We start from the raw sequence: 12,798 nt of genomic DNA, 5'->3' as shown, positions 1-12,798 counted from the left end.
CAGATCAGGACTGAATTATCGCCATTCCAACGTAAGGAGAAATGTTATGGAAGGCTCGATCGCAGAAATGGGTAAATTCATCGGTGCCGGCCTGTCGGCATTCGGTATGGGTCTGGCAGCTATCGGTGTGGGTAACGTCGCCGGTAACTTCCTGGCTGGCGCACTGCGCAACCCTTCGGCCGCTGGCGGCCAAACCGCGACCCTGTTCATCGGTATCGCGTTCGCAGAAGCACTGGGCATCTTCTCGTTCCTGGTTGCTCTGCTGCTGATGTTCGCCGTCTAATCTACGGGTTCATTCCTTACGGCCGGGCGAGCGTCACTGCGACGCTCGCCCGGTAATATCGGACCTTCGGGTCCGAACCAAGGACGGGCCACGGAGGACGCACAACATGGCAACTGAATCGCATGGCGCTGAAGCCGTTGCAGCAGGTCACGCCGCAGCCGAGTCGGCAGGTATGCCTCAGCTCGCAGTCGAGACCTTTGGGAACCAGATCTTCTGGCTCCTCGTCGCGCTTGTCGCGACCTACCTGATCCTGTCGCGCGTGGCTCTGCCGCGTATCGCAGCCGTTCTGGCCGAGCGTCAGGGGACCATTACGAATGATATCGCCGCCGCCGAAGAGCTGAAGCTCAAGGCGAAAGAGGCAGAGGCCGCCTATGAACAGGCACTGGCTGATGCCCGCACTCAGGCGAACGAGATTGTCGAAGCCACCCGTGCCGACATCAAGGCTGACCTTGATGCCGCTCTGGAAAAGGCTGACGCTGAAATCGCTGCCAAAGCTGCAGAGTCGGAAAAGGCAATCGCCGAAATCCGCGCGAACGCAGCCGAAAGCGCAGCCGAAGTTGCCAAAGACACCGCCAAAGAGCTTATCGCTGCTCTGGGTGGCGAAGTTGATGGCCGCTCGGTGACCGCAGCTGTTAACGCCCGGATGAAAGGATAAGCCATGCGCACACTGATCATCCTTGCCGCTGCTCTTGCCGCTTCGCCGGCGATGGCTGCATCGGGTCCGTTCTTCTCGCTGCACAACACCAACTTTGTCGTTCTGATCGCCTTCTTGGTGTTCCTCGGCATTCTCGTGTACTTCAAAGTGCCTGGCACTCTGGGTGGTATGCTGGATAACCGCGCGACCGAGATCAAAGGCGAACTGGACGAAGCACGTCAGCTGCGCGAAGAGGCTCAGAGCCTGCTGGCCAGCTACGAGCGTAAGCAGAAAGAAGTTCAGGACCAGGCGGACGCAATTGTTGCAAACGCCAAAGCCGAAGCTGAAGCTGCTGCTGTTCAGGCGAAAGAAGACCTGCAGAAATCGATTGCTCGCCGTGTGCAAGCTGCCGAAGAGCAGATCGCATCGGCCGAAGCATCGGCTGTTCGTGAAGTCCGTGACAGCGCAATCAACGCAGCTGTCGGCGCGGCGCGCGACATCCTTGCCAAGCAGATGACCGACGAAAAGTCGGGCGCTCTGATTGACTCGTCGATCAACGAAGTAAAAGCCAAACTGCACTAACGGCCAAGGTCTTACAGGGACAGTGAAGGGCCCGGATCGCATTGCGGTCCGGGCTTTTTTGTGGCCCGTGGCGCGCTGCGGCTTTATGTTCCAGAGAAGCCGCACGTGAAAAGAGGGGCCCATGCCTTTCAAGACCACAGCCATTTTGACAGCTGCGATCATGCTTCTCTTGGGGCTGATCTTGATGTTTTTCCCGTTAATGATCTTTGACGAGTTCTTTGATGTGCTCGCTACAGCTCCGCACACCATCTCGCGCCGTGTTTCGATCTTTATGTACTTTTACGCTTTTATCCTGTTCCGACTGCATGATCTGCCGCCGGGCAAGCCGCGTCAGGCACTCTGTCAGGGATCCATTTTCCTAATGTTCGGGCTTGGGGGAACGGCGCTCTTTGAGTGGTTCCACGGCCACGCGAGTAGCAACTTTTTGCGAATTGCTGCTGCGAATTTTGCGTTGGGCGGGCTGTTTGTCTGGAGTTGCTATTTCGAAAAGAACCGCGATTAGCGCTCGCGTTCATGCTGGTAGCGCTGCCGCGCGACGACTTCGTTGCGCAGAGCGCGCTTTTCGTCCCGCAACGCCGTTTCCACGTAGTCCAGATGCGCCGTCACTGCCGCCCGCGCGGCTGCGGGGTCGCGCTTTTGTAGGGCAGTATTGATCGCACGGTGTTGCTCTAGCAGGTCATCGCGGGTGGTGCGCTGTTTGAACATGACGTTGCGATTGTAGAACACGCCCTCGCGCAGCAGATCGAACATGGAGCGCAGCATGTGCAGCATGATCGTGTTGTGGCTGGCCTCGATGATGGCCATGTGGAAATCTGCGTCAATCGCGGCCTCTTCGGCGGGATTGCGTTTGGGGTGGGCGGCTTCCATGCGTTTGAAGACTGTATCGATGACCTGAAGATCGGTGTCCGATGCCATGCGGCAGGCGCGATCGGCAGCCAGTCCTTCGATATCGCGTCGGAATGCGATGTAGTCGAAAACCGCTTCGTCGTGGGCTGCAAAAAGCCGGATCAGTGCGGGGGAAAATGCGTTGCCCAACACCTCTGCCACGAAAACGCCGGACCCTGCTCGGGTCTCTAGCAGGCCGTTGTCCTGTAGCTCTGCCACGGCTTCGCGAAGCGACGGCCGAGACACACCAAGACGGTCCGAGAGTTCACGCTCGGATGGCAGCCGCTCTCCGGGGCGCAAGACGCCGCGCAGAATCAGCTGCTCGATCTGACGAACGACCGACGTCGAAAGCTTCTCGGGTTGGACTTTTTGGAATGGCATTTGCGCCCCGTCTTTTTGATTGGTCAGATTATATGACCGCCGCGCGTTGGGATACAGTGCAAAAAAAGAGGCGCCCCGAAGGGCGCCCAAGTCTTTCCAGGGATGGAAAAGAGAGTGGTGGTTTTATTCTGCGGGCACCGCCGTGGCCTCTGAGGTGGCAAAGTGCTGGCGGTTCAGGCGGAAGACCAAGGCAACCATCGCGAATTGTGCGATCAGGGCGATGGCGGTGATGCTCCAGTAGGTCATGTCGTACTTGGTGATCACGCCAGCAGCCACGAGCCCCTTGTTGACGAAGAAATGCAACATGACACTCAGCGCGACACCGGGGCAGACCAGAGCGTAGGACCCAGCAGAGGTTTTCTGACCCAGAACGAAATCCTTGAAGTACCCTTGGCGGCGCAGAACCGTCATGCCAAGGCCAAGGAACACGAGTTGGACTGCCAGCAGCTTGGCCAAGAAGACCATGGTTTCGCCTGCGGTGGTGTGCACCTCGAAGGTGGTGTGCAGGCCGTGATCTTGGCGCAGGACCATGATCCCGAGTACAGTCATCAGCGGGACGATAATCATCAGGGTCGGGCCAGCTTCTTTGGCAGTGCCGTAGTGCAGCATCGAGTTGAACGCCGTGATAACAGCGACAGCGCTATAGAGCACGGCAGCCACTCCTACGATGCTGGAGAGCACGAGGCTCGCACCGACTGTCGCGGTGGTATGCGACATCGCGGCGGGGGCGGACAGTCCAACGGCAACCATGGCCAGAGCAAACGCAGGCAGCATCTGGGCAAAAGAGTTGTGCGCGGTCACATCAAAGATCCCGCCCTTGGACAGCACGCGGCCAAGGAAGTCGCCGATCAGGCGAACAGCCCACACACCGGTCAACGCGAAGGCAACCATCGCCATCGGGAACAGGTATTCGACGATGCTCCACAGCTGCGGCACGAACACGAGACCGACGATAAAGCTGGCGTTAATGCTCATGGCAACGGCCAGAGGTGCGGCGAGCAAGGTGGTTTCCCCATTAGAATTGCGCAGTTTGGTATAGGCTTCGGTCTGCTTGAATTTGGACAGCTGGCCGAGGTTCCAGATCAGTGCTTTGATGTTCATGAAGGCAAACACGGCGATGCCCAGAGCGGCGACGATGATGGCGGCTTGCAGCGGCAGCGTACCGGTTTCGAACGCGGCGCGAATGTCCTCGAAGACGGGGACAGGCTTGCCGGGATGCGGGACCCAGAACATCAGATACATAAAGAACGTGACGGCAAGGCCGCCAGCTCCGACGGAGCCGAGGAAGTAGGTGGGGACATATTTGTCCGCGGCTTTGGAAGTGTGAATCGACATGGGACTCTCCTGACGTATTCGTCTTTGTGAATATATTAGTATTCACAAGTTGGAATGTGAAGTCCCAAAGTGTCGCACCCTAGGTCATGGGCTTTTCCATGAACAGGCTGTCGGGGTGCTCTGTGTAATCTCCAAAGGGTCCGCAGAAGGTAAAGCCGTGGCGTTGATATAGCTTGTGCGCCGCTGTCAGCAGGGTTCCGGTCTCGAGTCTGAGCATTGGGATCCCTTCGTCGCGGGCGACGGCAAAGATCGCCTCGAGCATCGAATCAGCGAGCCCTGCACCCCGAAAGGTCGGGTCCACGAACATCGATTTAATCTCGCCATAGCCGTCTTTGCGAGCGATGGCGCAGCACCCCCGCGTAACGCCGTCGATCCGCCCTTCAAAGAATGTGATCTCTGGCACGCACAGCGCGTCGATCGACAAAAAGTGACAGGACTCCGCGTCAAAGAGCGAGAGCATGAGTGCGTGGCTGGCCTGTAACAAGGCGGTGGAGTCGGGGGCATGTGGGTTGCCGACCGCAACAGTAACAGTCATCTGTGTGCCTCTTGGTTTCCGCAATATCTTGTGGATAAGCCGTGCATAAACAATAGATCGTGATGGGGTTCCGTTGACTCTGGTCCGATGCCGCCTGCAAAATAAGCGCCTTACGACTCGCGCAGGAACACAATGCCCCTCAAGTTCACCAAACTTCGCCTGACTGGCTTCAAAAGCTTTGTAGACCCAACGGATTTGATAATCCACGACGGTTTGACAGGGGTGGTGGGCCCTAACGGATGCGGTAAGTCCAACCTTCTGGAAGCGCTGCGCTGGGTCATGGGCGAGAACCGCCCGACCGCCATGCGCGGCGGCGGCATGGAGGACGTGATCTTTGCAGGGGCTTCGACCCGTCCGGCCAAGAACTTTGCCGAAGTGTCCCTGCACTTGGACAACACGGACCGTCTGGCGCCGCAGGGCTTCAACGATCAGGATAGCGTGGACGTAGTGCGCCGCATCACCCGTGATGTGGGCAGCGCCTACAAGGCCAACGGCAAAGATGTGCGGGCGCGCGATATTCAGATGCTGTTCGCGGATGCCTCGACCGGGGCGCATTCGCCGGCGCTTGTGCGTCAGGGGCAGATTTCGGAGCTGATCAACGCCAAACCCAAGGCACGCCGCCGCATTCTGGAAGAGGCGGCAGGGATTTCGGGGCTCTATCAGCGTCGCCACGAGGCCGAATTGCGGCTCAAGGCGACCGAGGGCAATCTGACCCGCGTGGACGATGTGATTGACCAACTCAGCCAGCAGTTGGCCACGCTGCAGCGTCAGGCCAAGCAGGCCGCGCGTTACCGCGCGATTGGCGAAGAGTTGCGGAAGTCCGAGGGGCAGCTCTTGTACCGCCGTTGGCGCGAGGCGGACGACGCGCGGATGGCCGCCGAAGAGGTGCTGCGTCAGGCTAGTTTGACCGCCTCTCAGGCCGAGTCGGACTCGCGCAAAGCCTCTGCTGCCCGAGAGGAATGCGAGGGATTGCTTCCGCCGCTGCGCGAGGAAGAGGCCGTGGCCAGCGCAATTTTACAGCGCTTGCAGGCGACCCGCGATGCCCTGTCCGATCAGGAAAAACAGGCGCAGGACCGCATTCGGACGCTGCAGGGCCGGATCACTCAGCTTGCGCAGGATATTGACCGCGAATCCGGTTTGAACCGGGACGCAGGCGAGACGATTGAACGGTTGGAATGGGAAGCGCGTGAACTGGCCAAGGCCAGCGAAGGCCAAGAGGAGCGACTGGCTGAAGCCAGCGATGCCGCCTCCGAAGCGGCGGCTGTTCTGGCGGAACGCGAGGCTGACCTGAGCGAGCGGACCGAAGATGTGGCCCGTTTGGCTGCGCGTCACCAGTCCGTGCAGCGCCTGCTGTCGGACACACGCCGGACCTTGGACAAGGCCGAAGCCGAAGGCGAACGGGCGCGTCAGGCGGTTGCCGAAGCCCGCGATATCTTGGCCCGTGCGAGCGAAGATTTAGCGCGCGCAGAAGAAGAGGAAGCGATCGCGCAGGCGCAGGCCGAGGCGGCAGAGATCGCCTTGTCAGATGCCGAAAGCGCGCGGTCCCAGATGCAGGACCGCGAAAACGCCGCCCGCGCGGCCCGTGCCGAGGCAGAGGGTGCGGCCAATACCTTGCGCGCCGAAGCGGGCGCGTTGGCCAAACTGGTGTCGCGGGATGAGTCGGACAGCGCGCCGCTGCTGGATCAACTGCATGTGACCGCTGGGTATGAAAAGGCTTTGGGCGCAGCGCTGGCCGATGATCTGCGCCAGCCCGCCGTCCGAGAGGGCGAGAGCGGGTGGACGTTGCTGCCGGAATACGCGGTGCCTCAGACATTGCCCGCCGGGGTCCGGCCCTTGGCCGAGGTGGTCGAGGCGCCCGCCGTTTTGGCCCGCCGCTTGTCCCAGATCGGGATCGTATCGGCCGAGGATGGCGCGCGTCTGCACGCCGTTTTGGCGCCGGGGCAGCGGTTGGTCAGTGTTGAAGGCGACCTCTGGCGTTGGGACGGTCTGCACGCAAACGCCGAAGAGGCGCCGACCGCTGCGGCCTTGCGTCTGGAGCAGTTGAACCGTTTGGAGCGTCTGCGCGAGGAACTGGACGAAGCCGAAATTCGTGCCGAGGACGCCCGCGCGGCTCACGAAGAGGTTGGTGCGGAACTGGCGGAATTGGCGCGGGCCGATGCGGCTGCGCGGGATGCGCGCCGGATGGCGGACCAGCAGGTGGCCGAAGCGGGCCGCCGCTTGTCTCGACTGGAAGCAGAGCGCAACCTCGCCGAGGGCAAACTGGAAACGCTGGACCTGTCGGTGCGCCGTCATTCTGATGATGCCTTGGCGGCGCGTGAAGCGCTGACGGAGGCCGAAGCTGCCGCTGAGGATCTGGGGGATCTGGAGGCCGCACGTGCCGAGATCGAGGATCTGAAGCTGACGGTCGAAGCGTCGCGGATGACCATGATGACCAAGCGGTCCATGTGGGATGCGGTGAAGCGAGAGGGCGAGGCGCGTCTGAAGCGCAGCCAGCAGGTGACGCAGGAATTGTCGGGCTGGCGTCACCGCCTTGAGACCGCGAACCTGCGCGCCGAGGAATTGCAGGCCCGCAAAGAGGACACCGAGATCGAACTGGACGAGGCCTGCGCCGCGCCCGAAGAGATTGAGATCCGCCGCGAAGAGATGAACGCGCAGATTGAGGACGCAGAGCGACGCAGGAGCGCGGCGGGTGATGCCTTGGCCGCGGCTGAGACAGCCTTGCGCGCCGCCGATATCGCGAGCCGCGATTGCGAGCGTCAGGCTGGCGAGGCCCGAGAGGCCCGCGCCCGCGCCGAGGCCCGCTTGGACGGCGCCCGCGAGACGGTGCAGCATGCCGCAGATCGGATCGAAGAAGAGTTGGAAGTCACTCCGAATGCTTTGCTGGCGCGCTTGGAATTGGACCCCAAGAACATGCCCGCCTCTGATGTGCTGGAGGAGGACGTCACCCGTCTGCGTCGTCAGCGCGATGCCTTGGGGGCGGTGAACCTGCGCGCCGAAGAGGACATGCGCGAAGTGGCCGAAGAGCATGACACTCTGGTCGGCGAAAAGCACGATCTGGAAGAGGCGATCAAAGCCTTGCGCACCGGCATTTCCGGCCTGAACAAAGAAGGGCGCGCGCGATTGCTGGCGGCCTTTGATCAGGTGAACGAAAACTTCGGGATGCTGTTCACCCACCTCTTTAACGGGGGCGAGGCCAAGCTGGTCATGGTCGAGAGCGACGATCCCTTGGATGCGGGTCTAGAGATCATGTGCCAGCCGCCGGGCAAGAAGCTGAGCGTGCTGAGCTTGTTGTCTGGCGGGGAGCAGACGCTGACTGCGCTCGCGCTGATCTTTGCGGTGTTCCTTGCGAACCCTGCCCCGATCTGTGTGCTTGACGAGGTCGATGCGCCTTTGGACGACGCGAACGTGACGCGCTTCTGCGATCTCTTGGACGAGATGACCCGCCGCACCGAGACGCGCTTCCTGATCATCACTCACCACGCGGTAACAATGGCGCGGATGGACCGCCTGTTCGGCGTGACAATGGCCGAACAAGGGGTCAGTCAGCTGGTCTCCGTGGACCTGAAAAAAGCAGAGTCGATGGTGGCCTAAGCCCGCTTGGGGTGGCGGCGCATTTGAAAGCCAGTTTTGGACTGCTCGAAACCGGCGGCAGCGTAGAAAGCGTGATTGTCGGGGCGATCCGTGCCCGTCAGCAGCATCACCTTGTAGCAGCCTGCATCCCACGCCTGCTCGGCGGCGAAATGCAGGACTTGGCGGCCTAGGCCCGTGCGGCGGGCGTCCGCATGTGTGACCACGTTTTCGATCAGTCCATAGGGTTTGCCGCCGCGTGTCAGGTTCGGGATAACCACCAGAGTACAGCTTGCCATGATCGCACCATCTTGGTCGGCCACGATGATCCCGCTGCCATGCCACTGCATGAGTTGCGTGAAAGAAGCCTCTGCAGTGTTGAGGTTGCAGGGTTCTTCTTCGGGGATCAGGTGGCGATAGAGTTGGACGACCTGAGCCAGATCGTCCTGTGTCGCCAGCCTCAGGATCATAGCTGGTTCAGCAGCGCTTGGGTCGGCCATGCATCGGCGGGCAGGCCCAGTTTTTGCTGGATGTCTTGCACAGCCTCGCGGGATTTCTCGCCCAAGATACCGTCCGCGCCACCCACGTCATAGCCGCGCGCTTGTAGCTTCTGCTGTAGCTGTTTGATCTGCGGGCCGCTCAGTCCGGGGTCGGGGTTGCCCGCGTTGTAGACCGGAGCGCCTTCGAGGCGTGTGCCGAAATAGGCGGCGGTCAGGACGTAGGTGAAGCTCTGGTTCCACTCGAAATAGACGTTGAAGTTGGGATAGGCGAGGAAGGCTGGACCTTTGCGTCCCATGGGCAGGATAATGGATGTGGGTAGATCAGGACGCAGCATTTGCCCACTGCGTGCCTGAACGCCCATCGCTTGCCATTCGGCGGCGGTTTTGCGGGTTTTGAGTCCGGTTTGGCTCCAGTCCAGATTTTGCGGCACGACGATCTCTTGGAGCCACGGCTCGTTGGGACGCCAGCCAAGGCCGGACAGCATCTTGGCGCCGGACATCAGCGCATCGGGTGCCGAGGTTTTTAGGCTGACATGACCGTCGCCATCGCCGTCCACGCCGTTTTCCAAAATGTCGCCGGGCAGCATTTGAACCATGCCGATCTCGCCAGCCCAAGCGCCCGTGGTCGTCTGGGGGGCGAAATCGCCCTTTTCGAACAGGCGGATGGCGGACAGCACCTGCGGGCGGAAGAGCTCGGGGCGGCGGCAGTCATGGGCCAAGGTGACCAGAGCGTTGCGTGTGTTGAAATCGCCTTGGAACCCGCCGTAGTCGGTTTCGAACGCCCAAAACGCCAGCAGCACGCCGGGGTTGATGCCGTACTGCTGCTGGATACGATCAAAGGTGCTGCGGTACTGGCGCCATTTTTGCGCGCCGGCCTGCATGCGGTTCTGGCTCATCAGCATCCGCGAGAATTCGATGAAGTCCTTTTGAAAGACGCCTTGGGCACGGTCTGCCTTGAGAACTGCGCCGGATTGCTGTGCGCCCGAGAAAAAGGCGTCGACCGTGGCTTGGGAGTGGCCGCGCTGCATCGCCTCGGCCTTGAGCCCGTTAATAAAACTACCCCAATTGCCTCCACAAGTTTGGGCAGAGGCGGGCAGGGCGAGGCCAAGGGCAAAGAAGCTGGCGGTCAAGAGGCGCATAGGAAAGTCCTGTAGATCAAAGATTTGAACAGAACTTAGCACTCGGGGCGCGACGGTAAAATGTCAGATCAGCCAGATCAGAGCAGCCAGCAAAACCATGCCGGCCCATGCGCGCCACAGCACCGTGCAAGCTGCATCGATCTGCATTGGGCCGGGATAGCGGTTCCCCGAAGGATGCACCCAAGGGAAGTCCTGCATTTGTCCATGATAGGCGCGTGGACCAGAAAGAGAAACGTCCAGAACGCGGGCCATTGCGCTTTCGGGCCAACCCGCGTTGGGGGACCGGTGCTGTCGCGCCTCTGCGGGCAGGCCGCGCCACAAGTCGGGACGGCCGTGGGACAGCAGGATCAGAACCGCAGACAGGCGAGCGGGCACCCAGTTCAGCCAGTCATCAAGGCGCGCAGCGGCCCAGCCGAATTCTTCGTGACGCGGGGTGCGGTGGCCAATCATGCTGTCTGCGGTGTTGACCAATTTGTAGAGGACGATGCCGGGCAAACCGCCGATCAGAAACCAGAAGGCGGGGGCAATAACGCCGTCACTGAAATTCTCGGCCGCGGATTCGATCGCGGCACGGGCGACGGCGGGTTCGTCCATCTCAGCGGTATCGCGGCCCACGATCATCGCCACGGATTTACGGCCTCTGGTGATGGTCTGGCGCAGACCTGCGGCGACAGCCTCGACGTGTTCAACAAGTGATTTCTGAGCCAACAGGATGGCGGCACAGACGATCTGCACGACCCAGCCGAAGCTGGACAGAATACCAGCGATGGCGATCCAGAACAGGATCAGGAGGCCAAGTGCAATGATACCCTTTTGCCGTTTGTTGTCGCCTGAGTTGAAGAGTTTGTCCGCCCAATCGATGGTACGCCCCATTAGGACTGCGGGATGCGGAACGCGATCCCACAGCGCTTTGGGTTCGCCCATGACGCTGTCCAGCGCCATCGCCAGAACGAGTGCGGCGCTCATAAGGCGTCCTCGAACTGCTCCCATCGATCAGGGGCAGGCAGGCCAAGTCGTAGCCATGTTTTCGAGTATGGGAAAATTCGCGACCAGATATGCTTCTTGGCCAGCTTGTCTTGCCAGGCGGCAGCGTCGTCCACTTCGTATAGGCGGAAGAGCGGCGTGCCGCCAACTGCGCGCGGACCGTGGGGGGCTAGCAGCTCGTCCATGCGGTTTGCCTCTGTGCTGAGGCGGATTCTGGTTTGCGATGCCCAAGCGGTGTCGTTCAAGGCACGTGTCCCAATGGACAATGCCGGTCCCGACACGGCCCAAGGACCGATCATCTCCCGCATCTTTGCAATCGAACGGGGGTGGCCAATCATGAAGCCAAGTCGCACCCCAGCCAGACCCCAGAACTTGCCAAAAGATTTCAGGATGACCACATTTTCGTAGCGCGCGAGATCAATCATGCTGGCATCCGGCGCAATGTCGCAGAAGCTTTCGTCGATCACGACGAGCTTGCCCTTTAGATCATTGGGGTGATGAATGCGCCCATTCGGATTGTTCGGGTGCACGACGACCATCGCGTCGGGCTCTTGGTCTGTCAGGGTCCAACCCGCCGCAACAAAGGCCGCGGCATGTTCATTATATGTCGGCGCAGGGATGTGAACGCGCCCTGTCTCAGCAAGTGCTGGTATACGCGCGATCAGGCTCGATGCGCCCGGAGCCGCGAGAATCTCAGCCTCTTTTGGAACAGACCAGAACGTTCGCGCAGCGGTCATCAGAGCGTTTTGGGCCGCTTGATCGGGAAGCTCGGTCCAGTCTCCCTGAGAGATTTTGCCAACAGGATAAGGGACCGGATTGATACCCGTGGATAAATCAAGCCAGCCCGCGCGCGTTCCGCCGAACTGGTTGATTGCAGCATCGATTCCGCCGCCATGATCCCTGACCTCAGGCCCCATACCCTGCCCTCCTTTTCTGAAGCGCAGGTTGCCGATTGAACGGCTGGGAGCAAGCACAAATTAACCGCGATTATGGGGTGCGTCGAAATCCAGCACCGGATTGATCGGGATGATCCGGTTCGGGTTAATCATATCGTGGCTATAGTGGTAGTGGCGCACGATGTGGTCCAGATTGACCGTCGGTGCAACGCCAGGGCGCTGGTACAGCTCTCGCACGTAGCCCCACATGTTGGGGTAGTCGATGATCCGTTTTCGGTTGCACTTGAAGTGCTGGTGATAAACCGAGTCGAAGCGAACTAAAGTGGTGAACAGGCGCCAGTCGGCTTCGGTCAGGTGATCACCCGCCAGATAACGATTGGTGTTGAGAATCTGCTCGATCCAGTCAAGGCTGTCGAACAGCGGATGCACCGCCTCGTCATACGCATCCTGAGAGGTTGCGAAACCCGCTTTGTAGACGCCGTTGTTCACCGTGTCGTAGATGCGGCTGTTCAGCGTCTCGATCTGGTCGCGCAGAGAAACGGGCCAGTAGTCGTCGGTGTTGCCGGTCAAGTCGTTGAACGCGCTGTTTAGCATCCGAATAATCTCGGCGCTTTCGTTCGACACGATGGTGTTCGTCTTTTTGTCGAAGAGGACAGGAACGGTCACGCGGCCGGTCATGTCGGGCAGCACTTTGGTGTAGACCTCGCGCAGGTAGTCCAGTCCGAACAGTGTGTCGCCGGTCGTCGCAGGGTAGTCGGTCGAGAAGGTCCACCCTTCGCCAAGCATTTCGGGGTGCACGACGCTGACGCTGATGTGGGATTCCAGTTCCTTGATCGCGCGGAAAATCAGGGTGCGGTGCGCCCAAGGGCACGCGTAAGACACATAGAGGTGGTAGCGACCGCTCTCGGCGGCATAGCCACTGCCGCCGGTAGGGCCAGCGCTGCCGTCGGCGGTCACCCAGTTCCGGAACTTGGCCTGATCACGAACGAATTTGCCGCCCGTTTCAGAAGTGTCGTACCATTTGTCTTTCCATTCGCCGTCTACCAGCAGTCCCATTGGGGCCTCGCATTCTGTCAA

13 protein-coding genes are annotated in these 12,798 nt (G+C 60.5%); 5 read left to right on the top strand and 8 right to left on the bottom strand.

The window, feature by feature from the left end; all coding sequences use genetic code 11:
* Positions 1 to 46 precede the first annotated feature (46 nt).
* The 4 genes from AB9K37_RS10365 (at position 47) to AB9K37_RS10350 (ending at position 2,001) form a co-directional block, all read left to right on the top strand.
* Positions 47 to 283: a F0F1 ATP synthase subunit C gene (locus AB9K37_RS10365; RefSeq protein ID WP_072709644.1), complete on the top strand. Its 237-nt coding sequence runs from the start codon at positions 47 to 49 to the stop codon at positions 281 to 283.
* 106 nt (positions 284 to 389) lie between these two features.
* Positions 390 to 938 carry a F0F1 ATP synthase subunit B' gene (locus AB9K37_RS10360; protein WP_072709646.1) on the top strand — a complete coding sequence of 183 codons (549 nt, stop codon included), beginning with the start codon at positions 390 to 392 and terminating at the stop codon, positions 936 to 938.
* 3 nt (positions 939 to 941) lie between these two features.
* Positions 942 to 1,499, top strand: a complete 558-nt coding sequence (locus AB9K37_RS10355) for a F0F1 ATP synthase subunit B (protein ID WP_072709648.1) — start codon at positions 942 to 944, stop codon at positions 1,497 to 1,499.
* A gap of 121 nt (positions 1,500 to 1,620) precedes the next feature.
* Entirely contained in the window at positions 1,621 to 2,001 is a 381-nt protein-coding gene (locus AB9K37_RS10350; RefSeq protein WP_369838113.1) for a hypothetical protein, read from the top strand.
* Here the strand turns inward: AB9K37_RS10350 and AB9K37_RS10345 are convergent.
* The 3 genes from AB9K37_RS10345 to AB9K37_RS10335 form a co-directional block, all read right to left on the bottom strand.
* Complete coding sequence (locus AB9K37_RS10345; RefSeq protein WP_369838111.1) at positions 1,998 to 2,765, bottom strand: FadR/GntR family transcriptional regulator; 768 nt, start codon at positions 2,763 to 2,765, stop codon at positions 1,998 to 2,000. The genes AB9K37_RS10350 and AB9K37_RS10345 overlap by 4 nt on opposite strands.
* A 123-nt stretch (positions 2,766 to 2,888) precedes the next feature.
* Positions 2,889 to 4,100: a hypothetical protein gene (locus tag AB9K37_RS10340; protein WP_369838108.1), complete on the bottom strand. Its 1,212-nt coding sequence runs from the start codon at positions 4,098 to 4,100 to the stop codon at positions 2,889 to 2,891.
* 79 nt (positions 4,101 to 4,179) lie between these two features.
* Positions 4,180 to 4,635: a GNAT family N-acetyltransferase gene (locus tag AB9K37_RS10335; RefSeq protein ID WP_369838105.1), complete on the bottom strand. Its 456-nt coding sequence runs from the start codon at positions 4,633 to 4,635 to the stop codon at positions 4,180 to 4,182.
* Between the two features lie 132 nt (positions 4,636 to 4,767).
* Here AB9K37_RS10335 and smc point away from each other — a divergent pair, with 132 nt between their 5' ends.
* Positions 4,768 to 8,226, top strand: a complete 3,459-nt coding sequence (smc, locus tag AB9K37_RS10330) for a chromosome segregation protein SMC (RefSeq protein WP_369838102.1) — start codon at positions 4,768 to 4,770, stop codon at positions 8,224 to 8,226.
* Here the strand turns inward: smc and AB9K37_RS10325 are convergent.
* The 5 genes from AB9K37_RS10325 to AB9K37_RS10305 form a co-directional block, all read right to left on the bottom strand.
* The gene (locus tag AB9K37_RS10325) at positions 8,223 to 8,672 is read right to left on the bottom strand and encodes a GNAT family N-acetyltransferase (protein WP_369838099.1); all 450 of its coding nucleotides are present in this window, start codon (positions 8,670 to 8,672) and stop codon (positions 8,223 to 8,225) included. The genes smc and AB9K37_RS10325 overlap by 4 nt on opposite strands.
* Entirely contained in the window at positions 8,669 to 9,841 is a 1,173-nt protein-coding gene (locus tag AB9K37_RS10320) for a lytic murein transglycosylase (RefSeq protein WP_369838096.1), read from the bottom strand. The genes AB9K37_RS10325 and AB9K37_RS10320 overlap by 4 nt, the downstream gene beginning before the upstream one ends.
* Positions 9,842 to 9,904: 63 nt before the next feature.
* On the bottom strand, positions 9,905 to 10,807 hold the full coding sequence (gene cbiB, locus AB9K37_RS10315) for an adenosylcobinamide-phosphate synthase CbiB (RefSeq protein WP_369838093.1): 903 nt from the start codon (positions 10,805 to 10,807) through the stop codon (positions 9,905 to 9,907).
* A complete protein-coding gene (gene cobD / locus AB9K37_RS10310) occupies positions 10,804 to 11,742 on the bottom strand; it encodes a threonine-phosphate decarboxylase CobD (protein ID WP_369838090.1) in 939 nt (312 codons plus the stop codon). The genes cbiB and cobD overlap by 4 nt, the downstream gene beginning before the upstream one ends.
* Before the next feature lie 60 nt (positions 11,743 to 11,802).
* Entirely contained in the window at positions 11,803 to 12,777 is a 975-nt protein-coding gene (locus AB9K37_RS10305) for a glutathione S-transferase family protein (RefSeq protein WP_369838087.1), read from the bottom strand.
* Positions 12,778 to 12,798 lie beyond the last annotated feature (21 nt).

It is taken from the genome of Donghicola sp. XS_ASV15, assembly GCF_041224595.1.
Lineage (GTDB): Bacteria > Pseudomonadota > Alphaproteobacteria > Rhodobacterales > Rhodobacteraceae > Donghicola.
Note: the sequence above shows the minus strand (reverse complement) of the source record. Positions and strands in the feature narration are given on the sequence as shown.